Below are 23525 nucleotides of genomic sequence, written 5' to 3'. Positions count from 1 at the left end.
AATTAAGGTTTTTATTCAAACAAAAAAGGGCACTGCATTGCTGCATTGCCCCTTTTCTATATTCATTTAACTTCCGGTAAAAGTCAGATCATCTATCGTCCAAGATGATGCATTTCCGGAGCTGGACTCATACTGAAATGCAATATGAATCGTCTTTCCTATGGCTGCATCAAGATTGGTGCTCACCAGCACAAACCCACCTGAGCCAGATGCTGGGAATTGTGAGGTAGCGTCTGTTACCTCTGTCCATGTTGCATTTTCAGGATTTCCACTACCAGCATAATCTTCTGACCACAATAGCTTGATTCCTCCATCTCCATCGAAGAATGATTCTACATAGAATTCCAGCGTAGTAGATGTAAGTCCCGAAAGATCGAACCTTCCGGCAGAGATCATCCAAGCATTATCCGATGCTGCATCTCCATTGTGCGCACTTGCCTGCACACCGTTACCTGATCTTCCAAATGGACGGCAGCCCCATCCCCTATCAGTATTGAACCCTGGTACAAGCTCCTCTATCCAGTTTTCCGGCATATTGTACTCACCAGCCTCAGAACAATTTTCAAAATCATCACTAAATGGAAGTGTTAATTCGACATTCAATTCATCCAGTACAATATTGTCTATATCGTAAGATGAAGAACCACTCTCAGTACCTCCCACAAACTGGAACGCCAGATATACCACATCGCCACCAGGTATAGTAGTATTTACCGTAGTATAAGTATCAGAACCCTTTGTAGGTAGCTGTGCTGTCACGTCAGTTAGTTCCTCCCATGTAGCCAGGGCTAATACACCAAAGTAATCTGTACTGTAATAGACTTTTAACTCTCCATCACCAGCTGATGCTGATTTTACATCAAACTGTAAAGAGGCTTTCCCAACAGTTCTCAAATTGAATTTGTTTTGAGTGATCAGCCAGGTGTCTGCAGTACCCGCATCTCCCCCAAAAGCATTTACACGCACAGCTCGGGAATTATCTACCCCAAACTGACGGCATCCCCATCCTCTGTCATCTTTGGAATTGGAAGCATACTGCACATCAAACGCTGATGGAATAGCGAAATCGGTAGTACAATTTTCAAAATCTTCTGAGAATGGTAGATTCACTAAATTCTCATTTCCACCTCCACTGGCATCCGGGTTGAACACCGAGATCGCAAAGTCATCGATGGTCCACTGTGCGGATACATCCGTATTTGAGGTGTAATAGAAAGCAAAATAGGTTTCTGCCTCCAGGTAATTGCTGATATCTATTTTTCCGCTAGGCGTCCATGTATCAAAACCGGTTTGCGTATCATAAGAAGCCTCAAGTGTTGTCCATGTCGCAGTAGTAGGATCACCCAAACCATCATAGTCAGTAGATACTCTAAACTCCAGCACAGGCTCCACTTCGAAAGCCACGTCAGACACAAACTGTGCAGAAGCAGAGGTCAAGCCACTTAAATCCACAGCTTCAGAAATAAGCCAGTCTTTATTGTCTTGCGGACCGCCACTGAAGCCACTCATTCGAGCACCTGCACCTTCAAATCCAAAATCAGTCTCTCCCCACTCCTGGGCACCTTCCTCACTGAAAGCAGTAAATGATCCTAATCCAGCGTTAAAGTCTTCCTGGTATATTGGAACATTATCATTGTCCAGTACAAACAGGGTGAATTCGCTGGTTCCTATCCCTCCCAGATCACCGGAAACATCCGTGATTCTGAACTTAGCTGTATAATCTTCCGGTGTAAGGTCATTAAGCACCGTCACTTCGATTTGTGCAGTGGTGCCCTCTGTGATATCCAATGTCAGCGTATTGCCGGAAAGCGGCGGGTTAGTAAAAATGGTTCCCTCTGCAGAGAGGCTTACCTCTATAGTAGCTGTACCTGAATTCACGAGACCTGAAGTCTCCAATGAAAGTACATACGTGATTTCGTCCTCCTCCACTGCAGTAGCTACGGTGGTTGGGTAAAAGGAAAGCGCAGGACCTGAAATCACATCCTCTGGTTTACATGAAGCAAAGAGGCAAACGATTGAAAGTATATAGATTAATTTTTTCATGTTTCTTAGAAATCAATGCTTAAACCAATGGTGTATGTTCGTGGGTAGCCATAGCCTCGCTGCACCTGGCTAAAGAAATAACTCGCCCAGCGGGTGTATTCTGCATTGAATACATTCTGCACGCTGATGGAAAGTCTACCGGACATATTCTCACCAATGTCAAAGTAGCGTCCAGCATATAGATCGAAAGTGGCATAATCATCAAATTCATTTTCAATGACTTCACGGGTGATGAAGCCTTCCGCTATGTCTTCGGGGCTGTATCGAATAGGAATTCGATCTGCGTATCGTAAACGACCTCCAATGTAGGCGCTTCTGATGCCTCTATAGTGAAAACCAAAACCAGCGGTAGTTTGTGCTGAGGTGCCTACTGGCAGACCCTCCATGATTGACAGATCATCCACAAAAACAGATGAACCATCATCGAGGAAAACTTCTTGTCCAGGTACTTCTTTCCAGGTCCAGTCTCCCAAACCAAGGAATCCGTTCAACTCCAATGAAGAAATCACATTGTAAGTAAAGTCGATTTCTATCCCCTTATGCTCAGAAACAAGTCCATTCAAGACAATTGGAATAAAGTTAGGCGCTCCATCAGGCCCCTGATTCTCCTGGTTAAACTCAGTTGTCCGATCTGACCACAGTAGATAGTAGGCGTTCACATTTGCCTTTAAGAATGAAGTCCGATAGCCATACCCTAATTCACCGGACAACACCTGCTCTTCAGTTAGACCCGTCCTGTATTGGTTTGAATACCGGGCGTCATTGAAAGAGCTTCTGAAGAATGGCGGACGTGTGAAATAACCAGCATTTCCGTAAACATTATGTCTTCCGGTAATTCTGTAGTTAGCTCCAGTCTTGAAGGTGTATGTAGCAAATGTTTTCTTTTCTGATTCACCAAGAGAATTCAAACTGTAGTCATTAAAGTCACTTCCATTCCAGAAGTATCCAATTCGCTGCATGTCAGAAAAGGTGAGCGTAGCAGATGCAAATAAATCCAGCTTATCCAGCGAGTATTCAGCCTGACCAAAGAGGGAATACCAGTTTACAATTCCGTCATAGAAATAATTGGTCTTATCTCCCTTTCTGCCAATGGCATTTTCTGTATCCAATTTGTTAAATGCATCACCAAATCTATTTTCCTGAAGGATAAAATCTCCCCCCATCAAGTCAAATACTTCAGCATAGTGTTCACCACGATAATACCTTAAGTCAATTCCTCCTCGGACTCTTAAACGATTGATGGTCTTGGTGAAATTACTCACCAGCCCCACCCAGTCATGATTGTTATGCCTAGACTCCAAATAATATTGAGAAGCAAAGCCTGTTACACTTGGTGTGTTCGGGTCACCATTTGGATACGGTACAGTCATCTCTCTTGAAGCATCTCTATTTTGCTCAGATAGATAGTCCCAATTGATTAGGTTATCCGGAGTAATCTCGTTTCCAACTAAATTCGGATTTGATCGATCCACAAAGAACACAGAAGATTCAGCATCCTGAGGCTGAACCGAGTAAACTTTAGCTCTTGAATAATAGATAGAAGTAGTAATGTTAGTATTAGCATCCAGATCCCAATAATGAGTCAATGCCGTCAGTGGCTTATTCACTTTGTTTTGACGAGCATTAAATAATTCACCTCGGTAAATACCAAGCGCATTGTTTGCCATTGGCTCATCAATGTTGAATATCTCACGCGTTTGATCATCTACTACAAATGCAGTTCCTCTGTTCACCGGAGCTCCGAATGCCCAGAACATCAACTGGTGATTGTTATTAATTTTCTTCGATGCAGCAATGTAATAGCTCCATGCGTCTGTGTAAGCGCCCGGAACAATTGATCCTTGCTTCAATGAGGATAGCCCTCCAAGTGGTGCGCTTGTAGTAGTTCGTGTACCCTGAAAGCTAAATGCCCATCCATTCGACTCTCCTGTGTTGTATGTGAATCTTAGTCGGTTATTCCAGGATCCCGTTCCGGTTTGATATTCTATTCTTCCTCCTTCGCTTCGGTCAGAAGGCTTTGTGATCATGTTTACCGTACCACCAATAGAGCTCACAGCTAATTTAGAAGCTCCCAATCCTCTTTGTACCTGGGTGGTACGTGTTACCTGACTCAGTCCTGCAAAGTTTGACCAAAACATTCGTCCATTCTCCATGTCATTTACCGGGATTCCATTGACAAGAAAAGCCACATTGGACTGATCGAATCCTCGAATGTATACTTCCTGATCACCATACCCTCCGGCACCTTGGATGGTATATACACCAGGGGTGTTTTGGATGGCTTCAGCAAGGGAAACATTTCCGAAACGTTCATCCAGTTGCTGTGCATTGAAAGTTGAAATGGCGATCGGTGACTTACGCTCTTCCACTACAGATGCAAAAACCTGAACTTCATCCAGACCTATAGCCTCTTCCTCAAGGTATAGATCACCAACGGTGGTTGTACCTCCTCCAACTGTTACTGACTGTTCGATAGAGCTAAACCCAATGTATGATACTTTGAGAGTATAGGTGCCTGTCGGTACATCTTTGATGGTGAAACCACCATCTATCCCAGTCATAGACCCATAGGGTGTTCCTTTTAAAATCACTGTGGCTCCAATGAGACCCTCGTCCAGTCGTTTATCTTTAATGGTACCACTAACTACTCCGGTACTTTGAGCGGTGGTTAAATGAATTACAAACCCTAAGATGAGGGTGAGTAATAGTGCCTTCTTCAGCATAGGTAAGGTTGTATTGTGGTTTATATCTTTCCGACAAATTTCTCAAAATCAAGGCGTAACAGAAATTACAGAAAGTGGTGAAAAGTAAATTCAACTGTAGGTATTCAAGTACAGAATTCTTTATAGAACTAAATAAGCTCAATCTCATTTTTCACTGCCAGAACTTTTTAAAGCAGTTTTCAAATAGTTAGACAAACAACAAAGGGGTAAAATGGACAGAGCAGAGCAAACCCATCAAAATGGCAATACGTCCACTTATGAGATGAAAAACATTACGTGAACATTACCTTTTTGAGATTATAGTTATTAAATAGCTAACAATCTCATTTAGGATAATAACTCAATGTGAAAATAAAATACCTCAATTTTGCAGTATGAAATTTAGAATCTGGACGAAAGTCTTTCTTGCAGCCTTTTACTTAAATACCGTATCAGCTCACGCTCAAAAGCAAGTAGTGGGAGCTATTGGATTTTACAACGTGGAGAATCTATTTGACACCACGGATGATCCTGAAATCAATGATGAAGAATATCTGCCGGATGGCAGCAAACAATGGGATCAAGAAAGATATCAAGACAAACTTTCTCAATTATCTAAAGTATTGAGCACCATGGCCCGGGGTGCCGACATCATCGGCTTGTCAGAAATTGAAAATCGGGGTGTGATCGAGGACCTGGTGGCTACTCCACAGCTTAGAGGCCATCAATATGAAATTGTGCATAAAAACTCACCGGACAGGCGCGGAATAGATGTGGGGTTGATATACAAGAAAAATCGATTTGAGGTGCTGAATTCTACATGGCTGACCTATCCTGAAGAAGGCTATTTCACCAGGGACATTCTTCTTTGCACCGGTATTTATTTTGGTGATACGATCACCCTGGCTGTGAATCATTGGCCATCCAGGAGAAGTGGCCCTGAAAAAAGAAATCAAGCCGGGGCACTATTAAGACAAGCGGTCGACTCTATCCTCACAGAAAATCCAAAGGCAAAAATCATCTTGATGGGCGACTTCAATGACGACCCCAGGAATGCTTCCATCAAAAAAGAATTGCGGGCTTCAGATCGATTGAAAAAAATGGAAGATGGTGATCTTTTTAACACATCTGCAGAGACGTTTAAGCAAGGGTTTGGTTCACTTTCATATCGCGGGGCTTGGAATATGTTCGACCAGATCATCATCAGTCAGGGCTTAATTGAGGACTCAGGCATCACCTATAAACCAGAAACTTTCAGTGTGTTTGGGCCTGACTGGATGCGCCAAAAAAGCGGTCAGTATGCCGGATCACCATGGCGTTCGTTTTCGTATGATAAGTACATTGGTGGTTACAGCGACCACTTTCCTGTTTATATTTTAATTGAAAAGTAGAGGAGTGAAAAAATTATTGATTGCCATTGCCATTGGTGTGATGTTTGTGAGTTGTGGTGGTAGCAACGATGAACCTGTAGGAACTGAATTAACTGTTAGTTTCAGAAAATCGACTCAAAATATTTCCGAAACGCAAACAGCTGATGTTATCATCATTCAGTTTGATTCGGAGGCTGATTTTGATGGAGCCATCGAAGTAGAGCTGACAGAGTATAATGCCGAGTATGACACGGACTTTACCACTCAACCAGGCACACAATCCAATGTGCTAACTATTCCTTTCAGCGTGGGGTCAACACAAAGTACCATTGTAGTAGCTCCTATCCCTGACTCGGATACAATAATTGACTCACTACAATTCACAATAACGGGAGGAAGTTCAAGTCTGATCAATGTTGGGGTAAATCCTACGACCAAAATTTTTATAACCGAACCTGGTGGTGGATCTGGAGGAGGAAACAACACGGGTTCCGGAAGTTGTAATGGAACCACTTATACGACCGGCACCACACTTTGTACACCTGGCTTAAGTAGTGACGATTTAGATATTGTAACATGGAATCTTGAGTTTTTCCCAACCTCTGGGAGTACCACCATATCCAAAGTAAAAGATATCATATTGGATTTGGATGCTGACGTTTATGCCATCCAGGAAATCAATGACATTTCCTCATTCAATTCATTGGTGAGTTCTCTAAATGGCTATGATGGTGAAGTAGTAAACATTGGAGGTAGCCTCGATCTCGGCTTCATTTTTAAAACCAGCGAGATCATCTCTCACACATCTCCTGCGGAGCTTAACCTTGGGATCGGACCTAGAGATCCGGTAGTTGTTGATATCACTCACAGCAATGGGCTTTCAGTGAAGCTATTGAACATTCACCTAAAATGTTGTGGCGGTTCCGGAGACATCAGCCAACGAGTGGATGCTAGCAACAAACTCAAAAGCTACATTGACTCAAACCTACCGGATAAAGAGGTGATTGTTCTTGGTGACTGGAATGAGGATTTTGTGAATGGGGCGAACTCATTTAGCAATTTTATCAGCGATTCGGAGGATTACATCTTTGCTGATCTACCGATTAATAGTGGCTCATCCTCGGATTTCAGCTATCCTAGCTGGCCTAGCCACCTGGATCATATTCTATTGACAAATGAGCTCTGTGATAATTTGTTGTCATCCTACACCGTAAAACTTGACAACTGTGTTTCCAGCTACTTTACTCAAGTATCTGACCACAGGCCAGTGATGGTGAGTTTGAAAGCTGACGAGTAAATCAGCTAATTTTGGTGAAAAGAGACACCATTGTTTAAACTCAACTTCGACATACCTAAATCTGAGGATAAGATTCGTCTTTCTGACCCCATCTACTTGATGGGCTCCTGCTTTTCAGATGAGATCGGGACGCTCCTAAAAGACAATAAGTTTGACACTCTTTCCAACCCATTTGGAACGATATACAATCCGATCTCGCTTTTCAAATTGCTACAAAATGATGTACAAGTTGATAACCTGATTGAAAGCCATGGAGTGTTTTATCACTGGGATGCTCACGGCTCCATTTCAGGGTTGAGTTCTAAAAAGACCATCGAATCATTTAGGAGACAGGTAGACCTATCGAATGAATTCCTTACTCGAAGCAAATGGTTGATTATCACCCTGGGTACATCAATTGTTTACGAACTTAAGGATAGCTCGATTGTCGCCAATTGTCATAAGGTTCCTTCCTCATCTTTCTCGAAAAGGTTTTTAAATCACAACGAAATCATGGAGCGGTTTAACAAGCTCTACTCCTATCTGAGAGCAGCTAATTCAGAGCTTAACATCATTTTTACAGTTAGCCCTGTCCGACACGTCCGGGATGGACTTGTTGAAAACAATCGAAGTAAGGCGATCCTAATCGATGCTGTACACGAGATTGTTGAACCCTATGAAAATGTTTCCTACTTCCCTTCCTTTGAAATAGTAATGGATGAACTGCGAGACTATCGTTTTTTCAAGCCAGACATGATACATCCATCTGATCAAGCTATCCTTTATGTCTGGAAACGATTTGTTGAAACTTATTTTGACAATGAGTCTAAAGCATTTCTAGATGACTGGGAAAAGTTAAAATCAGCTATCAAGCATAAACCATTTCAGCCCAAGTCAAACTCACATCAGCAGTTTATCAAAAGCACGTTGAGCAAGCTTGAAAAGTTGAATCAAAAAGTAAATGTGAGTGTTGAAATCGAAGAACTGAAGAAGCAGCTTTTATGAAAAAATACATTCTTTTCTTTTTCATCGCTGCGACAGCTTGCCAACCAAAAAGCCAAAATGAAATGCATACATACACCAACGATCTCATCAACTCCACAAGCCCATACCTCCTACAGCATGCGCACAATCCTGTTAACTGGCAAGAATGGGGTGAGGAAGCCTTGAGTCAGGCAAAAAAAGAGGACAAACCCATCCTGGTGAGCATTGGGTACTCCAGCTGTCACTGGTGTCATGTAATGGAAAAAGAGTCCTTCGAAGACACTGCGGTAGCCAAAATTATGAATGAGCATTTCATCAATATCAAGGTAGATCGTGAAGAACGACCCGATGTAGATCAGGTATATATGGATGCCGTACAAGCGATGGGGCTCAATGGCGGGTGGCCACTCAATGTTTTCCTAACCCCAGACCAAAAGCCATTCTATGGAGGCACCTACTTCCCAAAAGAGGGTTGGAAAAACTTACTAACCAGTATCAACCAGGCTTTCGAGACCAACCGGGATAAAATCAATGAGTCGGCAGAGGCTTTCACAAAAAGCCTTCAGGCCAAAGAATCAGAAAAATATAAACTTGAAGGAACTGATCACAACCTATCATCAGAAGATATTGAGGCGGCTTACCAAAGGCTGGCAGGGAAGTTTGATCTTGTGGATGGAGGAATTAAAAAATCACCAAAATTTCCAATGCCTTCTGTTTGGCAGTTTCTTGCTTCCTACTATCACCGAACTCAAAACAAAGATGCTTTTAAGCACCTTGAATTCACGCTTGAGAAAATTGCCGATGGAGGTATCTATGATCACATAGGTGGTGGTTTTGCTAGGTACAGTACCGATGAAGAATGGCATGTCCCCCACTTTGAGAAAATGCTGTATGATAATGGACAGCTACTGAGTCTCTATGCCAATGGCTACAAACTCACTCAAAACCCGAAATTCAAACGAACAATACTTGAAACGGTGGGATGGTTGAAACGAGAAATGCTTGATGAGTCTGGAGGGTTCTACTCAGCCCTGGATGCGGATAGTGAAGGTGAGGAAGGAAAGTTTTACGTGTGGACAGCTGAAGAAATTGAAGAATTAGCTGGTGATGACTTTAATATGATCGCCGAGTATTACGATGTGCAACCGCAAGGTAATTGGGAGGGAAAGAATTCATTGAGAGTGGTGAATGATGAAGCTGCTATTGCAGAGAAATACAGTCTAAGCAAGGAAGCTTTCAGCAATAAAATCTTAGTTTTTAAAAAGAATGCATTAGAAACAAGAGAAAATAGAATTCGTCCGGGATTGGACCATAAATTAATTGCCGGATGGAATGGACTTTCACTATCAGGTTTAGCTGAAGCGTATCAAGCCCTGCAAGATTCTTCTATTCTTGATTTAGCCAGTATCAATGCTGAATTTATTAAAAACCATCTGGTAAAGGATGTGGTATTGAGAAGATTTCCTGACAAGCAAATGGAAGGCTTTATGGAAGACTATGCAGCGGTCATTCAGGGATTCATTAAATATTATGAAACTACCCTGGATCGAGACTACTTAGAATTAGCTCAGGAATTGATGAATAGAACTGAAGCAGCATTTTATGATGAAAGTGAAAATCTGTACTATTTCTCAAGTGAAGCAAGTGCTGATTTGATTGCCAGAAAGAAGGAGCTTTTTGACAATGTGATCCCTTCATCTAATTCGATCATGGCCTGGAACCTGATTCATTTGGGTACTCACTTCTATGATGAGGAACTCATCAATAAAGGGAAGTCCATTTTGGCACAAGTTCGTGAGCTCATCATTCAGGAACCGGAGTATATGAGTAACTGGGGTGAACTGGCCATGGAACTTTCTGAGAACTTTGCGGAGGTGATTGTTGTAGGACCTAAGGCTGGTCAATTTGTCAATGAACTCAACCAAAAGTTCATCCCCAACAAGATAATATCCGGTACCAAAGAGCCAACAGATAAGGCTCCATTTGAAGGTAAAACTGCAGTAAATGGTGAGACCACTATCTACGTTTGCTTTAACAAATCATGCAAACGACCCGTAACAACTGTTGAGGAAGCTTTGGAGCAAATCAATTAATTTAGAGGGAAGATGCATACGATCAGACTACAAGTAAGCGATAAAATATACGAAAGGTTAATTAAGTCTCTACAAACATTAAAAGGTGATGACCTGACCATTATCAACGAAGACGATGAGTTTATATCTAATCAGAAAGTAGTACATGAGGACTACAAGTTGATGAAGGAGAGTAAAGAACCTTATCTGAATTTCGAGGAATTTGAAAGACGTTTAATGACTGATGATTAAGTACAAAGTAGAAGTTACTGAGGCTTTTACGAGTAAGCTTTTAATCATTATTGATCAGATAAAACAAGATAGGCCTAACGTTGCAAGAAAAATTCGAAAAGAGATTCTTCTCAAAATAAAATCTCTTCAAGAAATGCCTTTGAGAAACAGGCAATCAGTCTATTTTAACAATGAAAACATTAGAGATTTAATCCATAAAGGATTTACTATTGTCTATGAAATTCAGGAGAGAAAAGTAGTTGTTTTCAGCATTTTAAAACATCAGCTTGAGCCTTGAATTACGCCGAAATCATCCTGCCCCTCCCTCTCGCTGGTACCTTCACCTATCGAATACCCAGTGAGTTTCAATCAACAGTTCAGGCTGGATCGAGGGTAGTTGTTTCTTTCGGCAAGAAGAAAATATATACAGGGATTGTACTCAAACTTCACTCTGAATCACCATCTGACTATCAGCCCAAAGAGCTGCTGGATGTCCTGGATGACCAACCGGTTGTGAATAAAAGTCAGCTCGTTTTCTTTCAATGGATGGCCCGCTACTACATGTGTACTTTAGGTGAAGTAATCAATGCTGCGCTTCCGGCAGCTCTGAAACTTTCGAGTGAATCTTTTGTAGGAATAAAGCCGGACATCAATCCGCTAGATGTGGATGTAACAGATCGTGAGTGGGAACTATTGAGAGCGCTCAAGACAAACGACCTCACCATGAAGGATGTAAGCGAGGTTCTTAATCTCAAACAACCTCAGCGGGTACTTAAACAGCTATCCGAAAAGGGATTGATTGATCTTTTTGAAAAAGTCAAAGACAAGTATCAGCCTAAAAAGGTAAAGCGAATACGCATTGCTGACACATTCATGGATGAAGGCATGCTAGAAGGTTTGCTCAATGAACTTGAGTCAAAAACCAAGCAGCAGGATGTGATCCTTGCCTATCTGAGGGAGGTTCCGGTTTTAGACAATCCCGATACTAATAAAACAGGTATTCTTAAATCAAAGCTATTAAGTGAGAATTTGAGTCCGTCCTCCTTGAAGACACTGATCAAAAATCAGGTCTTGATAGAATGGGAAGAAATAGTTTCGAGACTACCATCTGGTGATCAACGAGCTAATGCAGAAATCACATTGAGTCAGGTTCAGCAGCACTGCAAAAAGCAAATACTCCAATCTTTCGAAGATCACAATGCCGTACTTCTTCACGGAATAACCGGCAGTGGTAAGACAGAGATTTTCATTGAACTCATCAAAGAGCAAATCAATTCTGGAAAGCAAGTGCTTTATCTCCTTCCGGAGATTGCTCTCACCACCCAGATCATTGCTCGGCTTCACAGAATTTTCGGAGATTCTTTCGGTGTGTATCACTCACGCTATTCAGACAATGAACGTGTCGAGGTGTGGCAAAAGGTGCTGAATAAGGAATATCAGTTCGTTGTTGGTGTGCGTAGTGCTGTCTTCCTACCCTTCTCTGATTTAGGACTGATCATTGTTGACGAGGAACATGAACCATCCTACAAACAGTTTGAACCTGCTCCTCGATACCATGCCCGTGACTCAGCTATTTATCTGGCCACCATCCATAAAGCAAAGGTTCTCCTGGGGACTGCCACTCCTTCATTAGAAACCTATCAAAATGCGCTGGATAGAAAGTATGGCCTGGTAGAGTTGACAAGCAGGTATGGAGAAGCTTACAACCCTAAAATGGAGTTTGCCAATGTACAGCGGGAGCGAAAGCAGAAAAAATTAAAAGGTAATTTCACTTCTGTTTTGGTCGAGGCTATTCAGGAATCACTTGACAAAGAAGAGCAGGTCATCCTCTTCCAAAACAGACGAGGGTATGCCTCTTATATCACCTGCGACAATTGCAGTACCATCCCAAAATGCCCTAACTGTGCCGTCAGCCTTACTTACCATCAATACAACAACAAGCTTGTGTGCCACTACTGCGGATACAATCAGAGCATGTACAGTGACTGCCTGAGTTGTGGGAGCAAAGAGCTGCGCAATGTAGGTTATGGCACAGAGGAGTTGGAAGAAGAAATCAAGCTACTATTCCCTCAAGCCATCGTACAGCGAATGGATTTGGACACAACCAGAAGTAAGTACGGTTACCAACGTATTATTGAGGAGTTCGAGGAAGGTAACATCGATATTCTTGTTGGAACGCAGATGGTGAGCAAAGGGCTGGATTTTGATCGGGTGAATCTGGTCGGCATTTTCGATACTGATCGGATGATCCACTTCCCAGATTTCAGATCACACGAACGAGCCTACCACCTTATTACTCAGGTCAGTGGCAGAGCGGGTAGGAAATCTAAGAATGGAAAAGTCGTCGTACAAACCAACGACCCTGATCAAGAACTGCTACAACGGGCAAGAAATGACAACTACAAGGCATTTTTTCAATGGGAGATTATGGAACGTGAGCAGTTTTATTATCCACCTTTCACCCGGTTGATCAATATTACTTTTAAGCACCGAGAAAAAACGATCTCCTTTCAGGCTGCCAATTTCTTCGCAGCAGACATTCGAAAGAATCTTGGTAATCAGCGTATGATTGGTCCTGTAGAACCTCTTATTGGGAAGATCAGAAACATGTACTTGCATGAAATCACATTGAAAATTGAGAAGCAAGGCATTAACTTGCCGGCTGTAAAAGACTACCTCCGATCTGTGGAGCAAATGATGAAACAGATGCCGGCATTTAAAAGTGCTGGCGTGGTATTTGACGTAGACCCGATTTAGTGGAGAATCAAGTGAAACAACTACTTAGCATTTTCATCTTTTTCCTTCTCATTGTTTCTTGCGATCCGTGTGATGATTGTGATACAGTGAGTTATGAGCCTACTATTTCACTAGTTTTCATTAATCAGGATAGTATTAATAGCCTGGACGACAGCCTTATGGTTTTCTCTTTCAATGATTCTGCACTTGCTGTTCATGTGAATGCCCTTGACACTTTGAGAGCAAGGCTGGAAGAAGTGCAGATTGGCTTAGACACAGGAAACACTTCTCTGCAAGCAGAGAAAGATGAAATATTGATACTAATTCCTGAAAGACAAACCGATAGTTCATATTATGCAACACTAAATCAAGACGCAGACTCGCTTACCGCTGTTTTTAACACTACAAAATCAACAATCAACTCTGGACTCCTTCAGGTAGATCAAATTGAAATATTGGGCACTACCTTCGTCAATACATATGAAGATATCGACAGTGCCACGATCTGGAGCATCCCACTTTCCTATGATGGTGAGTTTAACACCTATGAAGTAGTGATTGCCGGCATTGCCCGAACCATAGAGTTTAGCTATGACAATACTCAGGAGGTGGATGAAGAACGAAATGTAATAATCCGGGCAGAAAATATACAGGTAGTCTCAAGTACCTTTGACTCGTTTGATAATTGTGAAGAAAACTGCGTAGATGGCGAAGCATCGTTTACTTTTTATTTTTAGTCTCATCCTTTCAGGCATTTGCTTTTCGCAAGGAAGTGGAGCTGATTCGGTGACGTACACCCGCCCTGTCACTCCTTCTATCTATATGGATTATGGAAAGCTTTTGACGATTGCTACAAATTTTGAAACCAAATATGAAGGTGGTATCGAGTTATTATTCAAAGAAAAATTCCCGTTGATCATTGAGGCTGGCCAGGCAACCCTAACTCCGGAAGGAGCCTACTCAAACGGCACCTACGAAAGTGAAGGTTTTTATTACCGAATTGGTGGCGGCTATTACAGTCAGTTTCTGCCAAAAAATAAAATAGGCATTACACTGAGATATGCCGCTTCTACATTTAATGAGACCGGCAGGATTTTCATTGAGAGTCCATCAGGCTCGCAAGATGATTTCATTCAAAATATTAGGCGAGACAATTTAAAAGCTACCTGGTACGAAGTGGTGGTCTACTCAGATAGAAAACTTTCAGATCTATTCAGCATAGGAATGAACCTACGCCTGCGAATTTTGGCTGACTATGACGAGCAAGACCCGATCGATGTTTATGCTATTCCCGGTTACGGTCGTTCATTTGACAAGACCATTCCAGCAGCTAACTTCTTTTTAAAGATGAGTTTTTGATTGACCTGAATCCTTCTATTTCTTAATAAACACAATCTCGATTCGCCTATTAAGCTCACGGTTTTCCTTTGTATCGTTCGGGTAGAGCGGCAGGTTTTCACCATATCCAACGACATTCATTCGAGCAGGATCAATTCCCCTACTCAACAGGTAATTGAACACCGTGAGTGCGCGATATCTTGAAAGATCAAGATTGGTTTCAGGAGATCCTGAGTTATCTGTGTGACCCTGAATCTCGATATGCAAGGTCTTGTGATGTCTGATATAGTTGTAAAGTTTGTCTAATTCAGTATAAGAATCAGGAGTGAGCAAATAGAGTCCCGGTTCAAAGCCAATATGATCCAAAATAATGTGCGTGTTGTCTGAAACATTCCCCGCTAGGTCATCCAGTGAAGAATAAATACCTCCCTCTTCTTCGGCGATAATCGGTTCCTCCTCCGTTAGAACAGTATCCGGTTCAGATACCTCTACAACGCTTTGATTAGCTAAAGAATCCTTCTTTGCTTTTTCCTCCACTTGAAGTTGTCTATATCGCTCCACACGTGCCCTATTGATGGAATCCCTCCTAACCTTTATAATGCTGTCCTTTCTGTGCTGAACCATCGCCGGAGATTCAAAATAGTATGAACCAAATAGCTCATGAGTGAGACCTAAGGATGAAGCGTCATTGCCGGGTGCTTCAATCCCATAAGATATTTTAGATGAATTATTTAGGCGGAATGCGAGCTGAAATATGGCTCCAAAGTTTTGCCGGTAGCCCACCGTAGCGCTTATCGTTTGGTCATAAGATGCTTTGAGCTGACCTTCCAGTTGATGTTCAAAATTCTCTGTCATTCTCAGCACAACTATGGGATTAAGTCTATACTTCTGCCTTTTCAATGGAACATTAAATGAAAAGGAAGAATGATAATCTGTAATAGAAGTGGTATTCAGCAATCTTGCAGCTAATCCAAAATCAACAAGTCGATGGTGTATCGAAAGCCCAAGTTTATTGGCAATTGAAAGCCTCCGGTCTACACCTGCTAATTCAGGATCTACGAGCTCTTCTACATTGAAACCATCTGTATTTATACCATTATAATTTAGGCCAGTATTTAACCCCAAACCGACCCTGATTTGCTTAAACTCAGCAAGTGTACTTGAAGCAAAGAATTCCAGCTTCGCCCGATTGGCTAGATTAAAGTCTTCGTATTGAAAAACGGAACCAATGGCATGAGGTGACCATACTTTCCCGTTGCTCATAAGCGGGTATTTGAAAAACAGGGTATTGGAAGATGGACCTAGTCCTTCCCATTGATATCTGTATAGATAACTAACTTGTCCATTTGAGCCACCATTAAGTGCTGGGTTGAAGTAACCGATTAGATCCTGATGACCAATTAGCGTGGTTTGCTGACCTTGAACATGCCCAAGTAAGCATATGCTGATCGATGCAAGAGTTATGTAAAATCGTTTATTCACTTATTCTTAAAATAAAAACTACCCTTCATAACTTCGCCATCTACTTTAAACAAATAATAGTAAACTCCCTCCCCTTTTAGGCTGTTTATTAAGCGCTCTGACTCTTGAGCTTGATTGAAATAATTTTTAAATGAGAAGAGTTTATTTCCCCAGGCATCTATCACCTGCAGCTCATTTTCAAGTTGACTGTTTAGCCCTCTTATTTCAAAGTAATCATTGAGTCCGTCCCCATTAGGTGAAATAAACTTTGAAAAGGTGATTTCTGAAATCTCTTCAAGTGATACCACCACGCTGTGATTTACATCGCACCCATTTTCCGAAATCACTGATACACGAATGGTAATACTATCAGACTGATAATTTTCCGGAAGCTTGAATACTGCCTTACTGTTATTTTCGAAGCTTATAAATTCAGCAGGCTCCCACATGAATGTTACGCCATCCTCAACCTCATCCAATATCACCGATGCTTCAAATGGAATTCCTTTTGTTTGAGTAGTGCCAACCTCAAGCGACGAAGTGAATGAATTTTGATTTTCGATTACTTCAAGTACTTCTGACACATCAACACATCCATCATAGCTTACTTCAAAATAGAAAAATCCTGGCCCATAAAGTGATTCCTCAACACCTATCAATAATTCAGGATCCGTTTCACCCGATATCGGCTCGAAATCAGTGCTATCTCCGCTGTAATACCATTGAAAATCAAATACACTGAGGTCTGGTAGCAGCCCCTGATTTACTTGTAAAAAAATATCATTCCCAAAACAGTATAAAGTCTCACCTGCTATTTGGGTTGGTAATGTTAAAACATCAAGGTCATTACTGATTGAAAAGCATGTATTGTCTGCTGTGCTTGCAATACATTGGTATCTACCAGGTTGGGAAATGGTATAACTAGAACTGGTAGCTCCTGCTAAAGAATCATAAATGCCTTCAGATGGGTTGTATCTCCTCCATGTAAATGAAAGATCATTGAAGTCTACTACAGAGAGGTTAGTAACATCGACATCCACGCTAATATCACCATCACCACAAAAGAACATTTCCGATGAGGATGGCATGTCGGCAAATTGTAGTTCGATGATAGGGTTGGGATTAATACGAACAGCAAATGGTGTATTGGCACTTCCTACTATACACTCTCCATCAAGCACCAATGAATAAAAATAAAGTATCAAGGGTTCGGTCAGGTCAGTTCCGATAGCTCGGGTATCAATAGTTAAGTCCGGACTGGATGATCCACCTAACTCGACTAGCTCGATTGTAACATCTTCTTCATCCAAAAGGAAAAATGAGTAGTACCAAAAGTAGGCTGTACTTGAAGACCTCTCATAGTCGCTGCTAATTTCGATTATGTCTCCTTCGCAATACTCAAACGCTCCTTCGATTCCAGCCTCAACAAAATCCGGATCAGATGAGTCTGGTATTTCTACATATACCGGACTTGTTTCCGCCGAACAAAATGCATTGGAAGCCGAAAGTGTGTAATAGCCATCTAGTGTGGCCTGATAGAAAGAGTTCGTACTATCCCCGGGTGCTGGCACGTAGGTAACATCATCAATGCTGTAGTACCACTGATATTCTAATACATCATCACTTCCTTCCCCATACAATAGAACACTTGGGATGTCATTACAAGCTAGCGCCTCATTGTCTTCTACATTGGTAATCCCAACGGATGGAGGGTCTGCTGAGGCTACCACGAATTCCTCGGACAAGCCGGTACAGCCATTTTTCGTGACCTCCAAATAATAAACACCTCCACTAAAATTTTCATCTACTGTAATGCTAAAAGTAGCATCACTATCGACCTCTGTGTACGTATCCGAAACCTCATCGTACTCAAGCCAAGCATAACTATCGGCAGTATTATCATAGGAAGTGAATGTCAGCTCATCCCCAGTACATGCAGGCACATAATTGACACCTGCTGGATAATCGTAGGCTAGTTTATTCCCAATCAAAGGAAACGGAAAAGGTGCATCAGCAAAGATGGCATTTGAGTAACCAATACACCCTGCAATCGTGTCGGTGATTGTAGCAAATAGCAATCCTCCATCAATTTGGAATGGATTCCCATCATTTTGATTTAAAACTACCTCATCACCATCTCCTATGATCCTTTCACTTATCCCCGCACCTAACATAGCCTTTGCTTGGAAGTAATCACTAACTCCATCTTCACCAGAGAAAGATTTAAAAGCATCAAGTGTGAAAAACTCCGAATAATTTATACTCATCCACTCAACTTTCAAGTTGGAATAGGTCGAAGAAAACTGCAAGGTTCTGGTTGGTTCTGCATCTGCTCCGCAGTAAAAGAAGTCATCGGTCCCAATTGCAGGATTCAAATGGCTAATCTCTCCCTCAGGATAGGGCCTCCAGTAAACGGCAATAGTCGTATCGTTTGAGCAGTTCTGTTCGGTGATAGTCAGTCGGTAATATGCAGTATCATACAGTTGTGCTGTGGGCTTAGAAACATCTATACTTTTGGTGTTGCCAACTGGTGTGAAAGTAACACTGTCCAATGATTCTTCCCATTGATACTCCGTGAATGCCCTTCCATTGCTCTCCAAGGTAACAAGATCATCACCGGGGATCAAAGGGTCATAACATGTAAAAGTTGAGGAGATAAATTCGACGACTGGATCACTGGTAACCTCCATCTCTCTGGAAATAGCACTGCAACCTACGGAATCAGTAACCACTACTCTGTAGAAACCCGCTTCAACAGCTATCAGGATGCTAGAGTCAGCAGACTCAGTAGACAGTGATTGAAAAAAAGATTCGCCAAACTCATCAGGCACCAAAATTTGCCATTGGTATGACGCTATAGAATCCATATCAGTTTCTGCCTCAAGGTATGCCTCCCCACACAATTGTATCTCAGGTCGCTGAACAACCACAGCTTCATTCAAAATTTCAGCTTGAACATAAACGTATGGGCTCACAGAATTACCTATCCTAACCCTAACCGCATACCTCCTATCAGCTACAAGAAAAGAGGTAATAAACTGGGACCTTCCGGTCGATCCATCTAAAGAGCCCAGGAATACTGGCTGAGTCCCATTCGTCGCTGTGAACCATTCAAATTCAAGATTTGGATTGCTGATAGAGCTTGTTGCAGTTAAGGTGACATAGCCAGCACCGCATATCACCTGATCTTCAGTTGAGGGTGCCACAAGTTCAACAACATCTTGCGCCAGCCCATTGAGGGCAAGCATAACCAAGGTTAAACAGAAAGAAAATCTAGAATTCGGAAACGACATGCTTAGCTGCTTGCTAGTTTATGGTACCTCCATTCTCAGCATCTGCTCCGGGGCTGACAGCCACTAATTTTCCATCGGAATTTTCAGCAAACAGCAACATACCCTGAGACTCAACACCCATGATCTTACGTGGAGCCAGGTTAGCCATTACAGTCACTTTCTTTCCTATCATCTCTTCAGGTGTGAAGTGCTTTGCCACACCACTTAGAATCGTTCGGGTTTCCAGCCCCATATCCACGGTAAACTTCAAGAGCTTATTGGACTTCTCTACTTTCTCAGCGGTTTTGATTTCTCCAACCCGCAAATCCATTTTCATGAAATCATCAAACACAATTTCCTCTTTCAATGCTGGCAATTCAGGTTTACTATTTTCTTGTTCGTTCATTTTCTTCGTTTCCAGTAGTTTGTTCACTTGTGCTTCCACCTCCTTATCCTCAATCTTTTCAAACAGCAATGTTGCCTTGTTGAGTTGGTGATTATCAGGAAGAAAGTCTATTCCGCCAGCATCAATCCATGCCCGTTTTTCAGTATTCAGTATTTCCTCCAGTCGTTTAGCCGTAAGGGGCAAAAATGGCTCGCACACAATCGCTAGATTAGCACTAATCTGAAGCGCGAGATTAAGGATCGTCTCTACCCTATTCCGGTCTTCTTTGATCAGTTTCCATGGCTCGGTATCTGCCAGATACTTGTTCCCAATCCTTGCCAGATCCATCATCTGAGCAAGTGCCTCTCTGAATTTGAATTGATCCAGAGCAGCTTCAATTTTCGCTGGTGCTTCGCTTACTGCTTTAATCACCTCTTCATCAATAGGCTTTAGTTCACCTCTTGCAGGAACCTTGCCTTCAAAATATTTATGGGTCAGCACAACCGCTCGATTCACAAAATTGCCAAAGATAGCTACCAGTTCACTGTTGTTTCTGGTTTGAAAATCCTTCCAGGTGAAGTCATTGTCCTTAGTTTCCGGAGCATTAGCTGTCAGTGTATAGCGCAATACATCCTGCTTCTCTGGAAACTCCTGTAGGTATTCATGCAACCAGACAGCCCAGTTTCGCGAAGTTGAAATCTTGTTACTCTCCAGATTCAGAAATTCATTGGCTGGTACATTGTCAGGCAGCACATAGCTTCCTTCGGCCTTAAGTAAGGTTGGGAAAATTATACAGTGAAAAACGATATTATCCTTCCCAATGAAGTGCAGCAATCGTGTATCCTCAGCTTTCCAATAATCTTCCCAATTCTTGCGATTATCCTTTGCCCATTGCTTGGTGGCAGAGATATAGCCGATTGGAGCATCAAACCACACATACAACACTTTACCTTCTCCGCCATCCACCGGAACAGGTATCCCCCATTTCAAATCTCGCGTCATGGGCCTTGGGCGCAAGCCATTATCGATCCAGCTTTTGCATTGCCCGTAGACGTTAGACTTCCACTCTTTATGCCCTTCCAGCAACCATTCCTTTAGCCATGGTTCGTATTGATCCAATGGCAAATACCAATGCTTCGTTTCCTTCATCACCGGAGACTCCCCACTCAGCATGGATTTAGGATTTTTCAACTCTGTCGGGCTCAATGTCGAGCCGCATCGCTCGCATTGATCGCCATAAGCTTCCTCATACCCACAGTTCGGGCATGTTCCTTTGATATATCTGTCAGCCAGAAACTGCTGCTCCTTCTCATCGAAAAACTGCTCAGAAGTCTCCACGGCAAACTTCCCTTCTGCCTCCATCTTTCTGAAGAATTCAGAAGCAGTCTCATGGTGAAGTTCCGACGATGTTCTATGATAGATATCGAAACTGATTCCGAACCGTTCAAACGAGTCTTTTATTTGATTGTGATAGAAGTCAACCACCTCTTGCGGGGATTTTCCTTCTTTCCTGGCCCTCAGTTCTATCGCTACCCCGTGCTCATCCGAGCCACAGACAAAGGCTACATCCTCGCCCTTACTTCTGAGGTATCTCACATAAATATCTGCAGGCACATAAACGCCAGCCAAATGCCCGATATGAACCGGTCCGTTGGCATAAGGAAGTGCTGCAGTGATCGTATGTCGTTTGTATTGCTTCGTCATAAATTCGATAAGAGACCGCAAATATAAGTTTTGTGTTTACCTGATATAGTGCAATCCACAATTGTTCTGTCTAATTTTGCGGTCGAATTCAAATTTGCATGCAAGAAATTAGAAATATTGCCATCATCGCACACGTTGACCATGGCAAAACTACGCTCGTTGACAAGATCATTTACGCTACTCAGGAGTTTCGTGAAAATCAGGAGAAAGGCGAGCTAATCCTTGATAATAACGACCTGGAACGTGAGAGAGGAATTACCATTCTTTCCAAAAACGTATCCGCTGAATACAACGGTGTTAAAATCAACATCATCGATACGCCCGGTCACTCCGATTTTGGAGGTGAAGTGGAACGAGTACTAAAAATGGCTGACGGAGTTATTCTTTTAGTGGATGCTTTTGAGGGACCTATGCCTCAAACCCGATTTGTATTAGGCAAGGCCCTTGGTCTTGGTTTGAAACCGATCGTAGTTGTAAACAAGGTGGATAAAGAAAACTGTCGGCCGGATGAGGTGCACGAGCAGGTATTCGACCTTATGTTCTCACTAGATGCAACAGAAGAACAACTTGATTTCCATACACTTTACGGTTCCAGCAAGCATGGCTGGTTCAGTGAAGATTGGAAAAAACCTACTGACAATATCCTACCACTTTTAGATAAAATCATAGAAGTAATTCCTCCTGCCCCCTACAAGGAAGGCGTTCCTGCTATGCAGATCACTTCTCTTGACTTCTCTTCATTTACTGGTAGAATTGCCATTGGCAGAATTGTTCAGGGAGACATCAAAGAAGGAGCATCCCTTGGACTAAGTAAAAGGGATGGTTCGCTGAAGCGAGTTAAGGTGAAGGAGGTTCACATATTCGAAGGGCTGGGCAAAAGAAGGGTGGAATCTGCACGAGCTGGAGATATTTGTGCCATCACTGGAATTGAAGGTTTTGAAATTGGGGACACGATCACTGATTTTGAAAATCCAATGGTTCTTCCAAGAATAGCAATCGACGAGCCTACCATGAGTATGATGTTCGCGATCAATGATTCTCCTTTCTTCGGCAAAGAAGGAAAGTTTGTGACTTCCCGTCACATCCGTGATAGACTGATGAAAGAGCTGGAGAAAAACCTTGCGCTTAGAGTAGAGGAAACCGGATCTGAAGATAAGTTTTTGGTGTATGGTCGTGGGGTACTTCACTTGTCTGTTTTGATTGAGACGATGAGAAGAGAAGGATATGAATTGCAGGTAGGCCAACCTCAGGTTCTTTTCAAAGAAGATGAGAATGGTCAAAAACTAGAGCCGATTGAGCATCTGGTGATTGATGTACCGGATGAATATTCAGGCAAAGCAATCGAAATGGTGACTCAGCGAAAAGGCGAGTTGAAGATAATGGAGCCAAAAGGAAACATTCAGCACCTTGAATTTGAAATTCCATCAAGAGGACTCATTGGCCTGAGAAACAACATGTTAACAGCAACTGCAGGCGAAGCTGTAATGACACATCGCCTGAAAGAATATCAGCCTTATAAAGGTAAAATTCCAGGTAGAATCAATGGTTCATTGATTTCGATGGAGCATGGCCCGGGAACTCCATACTCTATTGATAAACTTCAGGATCGTGGATTCTTCTTTGTTGATCCAGGTGTTGATGTATATACCGGACAGGTAATCGGAGAGCACAGCAGAGGTTCAGACTTGGTAGTCAACATTCAGAAAGGAAAGAAGCTGACGAACATGCGTGCGTCCGGGTCTGACAACAACGTGAAAATTGCTCCGGCGAAGAAGTTCAGTCTTGAAGAGGCACTAGAATACATTCAGAAAGATGAGTATGTGGAAGTAACTCCTAAGTCTATACGTATGCGTAAGATTTATCTGGATGAGAACCAGCGCAAGCGTATGGCAAACGCTGAATAACCAAAAAACAACCGACACAACCACTTATATAAATTAACCCCTATTTG

Annotated in this window: 15 protein-coding genes; 10 read left to right on the top strand and 5 right to left on the bottom strand. The window is 42.3% G+C overall.

Annotation, left to right across the window (positions count from 1 at the left end):
* Positions 1 to 66: 66 nt before the first annotated feature.
* Positions 67 to 2043 carry a choice-of-anchor J domain-containing protein gene (locus tag ACEQZT_RS16220; protein WP_370090523.1) on the bottom strand — a complete coding sequence of 659 codons (1977 nt, stop codon included), beginning with the start codon at positions 2041 to 2043 and terminating at the stop codon, positions 67 to 69.
* A 5-nt stretch (positions 2044 to 2048) separates the two neighbouring features.
* Positions 2049 to 4766: a TonB-dependent receptor gene (locus tag ACEQZT_RS16215; RefSeq protein ID WP_370090522.1), complete on the bottom strand. Its 2718-nt coding sequence runs from the start codon at positions 4764 to 4766 to the stop codon at positions 2049 to 2051.
* Between the two features lie 374 nt (positions 4767 to 5140).
* Between ACEQZT_RS16215 and ACEQZT_RS16210 the strand changes: the two genes are divergently transcribed.
* From ACEQZT_RS16210 to ACEQZT_RS16170, 9 genes are read left to right on the top strand one after another with little or no spacing between them, the layout of a single operon-like run.
* Complete coding sequence (locus ACEQZT_RS16210; RefSeq protein ID WP_370090521.1) at positions 5141 to 6136, top strand: endonuclease/exonuclease/phosphatase family protein; 996 nt, start codon at positions 5141 to 5143, stop codon at positions 6134 to 6136.
* 4 nt (positions 6137 to 6140) lie between these two features.
* The gene (locus ACEQZT_RS16205; RefSeq protein ID WP_370090520.1) at positions 6141 to 7412 is read left to right on the top strand and encodes an endonuclease/exonuclease/phosphatase family protein; all 1272 of its coding nucleotides are present in this window, start codon (positions 6141 to 6143) and stop codon (positions 7410 to 7412) included.
* A 30-nt stretch (positions 7413 to 7442) separates the two neighbouring features.
* On the top strand, positions 7443 to 8396 hold the full coding sequence (locus tag ACEQZT_RS16200) for a GSCFA domain-containing protein (protein ID WP_370090519.1): 954 nt from the start codon (positions 7443 to 7445) through the stop codon (positions 8394 to 8396).
* On the top strand, positions 8393 to 10468 hold the full coding sequence (locus ACEQZT_RS16195; protein ID WP_370090518.1) for a thioredoxin domain-containing protein: 2076 nt from the start codon (positions 8393 to 8395) through the stop codon (positions 10466 to 10468). The genes ACEQZT_RS16200 and ACEQZT_RS16195 overlap by 4 nt, the downstream gene beginning before the upstream one ends.
* 12 nt (positions 10469 to 10480) lie before the next feature.
* A complete protein-coding gene (locus tag ACEQZT_RS16190; RefSeq protein ID WP_370090517.1) occupies positions 10481 to 10699 on the top strand; it encodes a hypothetical protein in 219 nt (72 codons plus the stop codon).
* Entirely contained in the window at positions 10692 to 10976 is a 285-nt protein-coding gene (locus ACEQZT_RS16185) for a type II toxin-antitoxin system RelE/ParE family toxin (RefSeq protein WP_370090515.1), read from the top strand. The genes ACEQZT_RS16190 and ACEQZT_RS16185 overlap by 8 nt, the downstream gene beginning before the upstream one ends.
* Positions 10973 to 13435 carry a primosomal protein N' gene (priA, locus tag ACEQZT_RS16180; RefSeq protein ID WP_370090514.1) on the top strand — a complete coding sequence of 821 codons (2463 nt, stop codon included), beginning with the start codon at positions 10973 to 10975 and terminating at the stop codon, positions 13433 to 13435. Before ACEQZT_RS16185 ends, priA begins: the two co-directional genes overlap by 4 nt.
* Before the next feature lie 11 nt (positions 13436 to 13446).
* Positions 13447 to 14151, top strand: a complete 705-nt coding sequence (locus tag ACEQZT_RS16175) for a hypothetical protein (protein ID WP_370090513.1) — start codon at positions 13447 to 13449, stop codon at positions 14149 to 14151.
* On the top strand, positions 14120 to 14773 hold the full coding sequence (locus ACEQZT_RS16170; protein WP_370090512.1) for a DUF6048 family protein: 654 nt from the start codon (positions 14120 to 14122) through the stop codon (positions 14771 to 14773). Before ACEQZT_RS16175 ends, ACEQZT_RS16170 begins: the two co-directional genes overlap by 32 nt.
* A gap of 15 nt (positions 14774 to 14788) precedes the next feature.
* On the opposite strand, the gene ACEQZT_RS16165 is transcribed toward ACEQZT_RS16170, so the two are convergent.
* The 3 genes from ACEQZT_RS16165 to metG are packed head-to-tail and all read right to left on the bottom strand — an operon-like array spanning position 14789 to position 21574.
* The gene (locus ACEQZT_RS16165; RefSeq protein WP_370090511.1) at positions 14789 to 16234 is read right to left on the bottom strand and encodes an OmpA family protein; all 1446 of its coding nucleotides are present in this window, start codon (positions 16232 to 16234) and stop codon (positions 14789 to 14791) included.
* Positions 16231 to 19461, bottom strand: a complete 3231-nt coding sequence (locus tag ACEQZT_RS16160) for a gliding motility-associated C-terminal domain-containing protein (protein ID WP_370090510.1) — start codon at positions 19459 to 19461, stop codon at positions 16231 to 16233. Before ACEQZT_RS16160 ends, ACEQZT_RS16165 begins: the two co-directional genes overlap by 4 nt.
* Positions 19462 to 19519: 58 nt before the next feature.
* Positions 19520 to 21574, bottom strand: a complete 2055-nt coding sequence (metG, locus tag ACEQZT_RS16155; RefSeq protein ID WP_370090509.1) for a methionine--tRNA ligase — start codon at positions 21572 to 21574, stop codon at positions 19520 to 19522.
* Between the two features lie 98 nt (positions 21575 to 21672).
* On the opposite strand from metG, the gene typA reads away from it, so the two are divergent.
* Complete coding sequence (gene typA / locus ACEQZT_RS16150; protein WP_370090508.1) at positions 21673 to 23478, top strand: translational GTPase TypA; 1806 nt, start codon at positions 21673 to 21675, stop codon at positions 23476 to 23478.
* Positions 23479 to 23525: the final 47 nt, after the last annotated feature.

Source organism: Ekhidna sp., from assembly GCF_964218185.1.
Classification (GTDB): Bacteria; Bacteroidota; Bacteroidia; order Cytophagales; family Cyclobacteriaceae; genus Ekhidna.
Note: the sequence above shows the minus strand (reverse complement) of the source record. Positions and strands in the feature narration are given on the sequence as shown.

Coding starts and splice junctions, on each gene's coding strand:
- ACEQZT_RS16220 (WP_370090523.1), bottom strand. CDS start 2,043: ATGAAAAAATTAATCTATATACTTTCAATCGTTTGCCTCTTTGCTTCA.
- ACEQZT_RS16160 (WP_370090510.1), bottom strand. CDS start 19,461: ATGCTTGCCCTCAATGGGCTGGCGCAAGATGTTGTTGAACTTGTGGCA.
- ACEQZT_RS16215 (WP_370090522.1), bottom strand. CDS start 4,766: ATGCTGAAGAAGGCACTATTACTCACCCTCATCTTAGGGTTTGTAATT.
- metG (WP_370090509.1), bottom strand. CDS start 21,574: ATGACGAAGCAATACAAACGACATACGATCACTGCAGCACTTCCTTAT.
- ACEQZT_RS16195 (WP_370090518.1), top strand. CDS start 8,393: ATGAAAAAATACATTCTTTTCTTTTTCATCGCTGCGACAGCTTGCCAA.
- ACEQZT_RS16190 (WP_370090517.1), top strand. CDS start 10,481: ATGCATACGATCAGACTACAAGTAAGCGATAAAATATACGAAAGGTTA.
- ACEQZT_RS16170 (WP_370090512.1), top strand. CDS start 14,120: ATGGCGAAGCATCGTTTACTTTTTATTTTTAGTCTCATCCTTTCAGGC.
- ACEQZT_RS16185 (WP_370090515.1), top strand. CDS start 10,692: ATGATTAAGTACAAAGTAGAAGTTACTGAGGCTTTTACGAGTAAGCTT.
- typA (WP_370090508.1), top strand. CDS start 21,673: ATGCAAGAAATTAGAAATATTGCCATCATCGCACACGTTGACCATGGC.
- ACEQZT_RS16210 (WP_370090521.1), top strand. CDS start 5,141: ATGAAATTTAGAATCTGGACGAAAGTCTTTCTTGCAGCCTTTTACTTA.